The sequence below is a fragment of the Streptomyces sp. WM6386 genome (genome assembly GCF_000972385.1).
Lineage (GTDB): Bacteria > Actinomycetota > Actinomycetes > Streptomycetales > Streptomycetaceae > Streptomyces.
Window position 1 is genome coordinate 1 of the sequence record NZ_JXTE01000288.1, and the last position, 814, is coordinate 814.

At 66.7% G+C, this 814-nt stretch carries 1 protein-coding gene; it reads right to left on the reverse strand.

The window, feature by feature from the left end; translation table 11 throughout:
- Positions 1 to 70: 70 nt before the first annotated feature.
- Positions 71 to 619 (reverse strand): DUF1062 domain-containing protein, encoded by a 549-nt coding sequence (locus TN53_RS41285; protein ID WP_046264030.1) that lies wholly within the window; start codon positions 617 to 619, stop codon positions 71 to 73.
- Between the last annotated feature and the right edge of the window lie 195 nt (positions 620 to 814).

Here is an 814-nt window from a genome sequence, read left to right on the forward strand (position 1 = left end):
GCCTCCAGGGCCTGCCCGACGGATGTGCCGGACAGGCCCCCAGGTCCCGAGGAGGCCTCGAGTCAGCGCTTCAGCGCTTCACAGGGAAGGTGAAGTCGCCAGATAGCTGGCCGCTCAGCCGGACCGCCGCCACGACTCTCCCCTCCGCGATCAGTCGCTCGCCCTCGGCCCGCGAAAGACCGCAGCCCTCGGCGATCAGTCGCACCGGCCGGGCAGGGATCCGGGCCGCGAAGCGCACCGAGACGTCGAGCACCTCATAGTCCAGGTGATCCGATCCGCCGGTGTCGAGGCGCCAGGCGTCGCCCCAGTCGAGGGCGATGCGATTGCGGCGCTGGACGACCGGATCCTGGAGCAGTTCGGCCGTCAGGCGGAGGTCGTTGTCATGCAGCCGGTCCAACATTTCAGGTCGTACGGAGCGCACATTGACCCGCTCCAGGACCGTGAGCTTCGCGGTGTCCCCGCAGGAGGTGCAGAGCACCAGGAGCCAGGCGTCGATGAGCTTGTGATGGGCGTTGACGCGAAACTTGCCGCCCGCCCGGAAGCTCTCGGACGCGCACGTGTGGCAACGGCGGAGAACGAGCGGCAGGCAGGTGGGCATGACCACCCAGTTGTTGAGCACAGAAGTACACCGGTTTCAGTGAGAAGTCCGCAGCAAAAAGAAGCGCGGCGCACATGCGCGACGCGCGACAGATCAGCTCTCGGGAGGTCTCACACGGTGTACAACGGCACGTCCTTACCCAGACGACTCGGTTCGCCAGCACCGTAGTGACGCAACTCGGTGCTGTGCCACTGGTTTTCGAGCGCCCCACAGCCG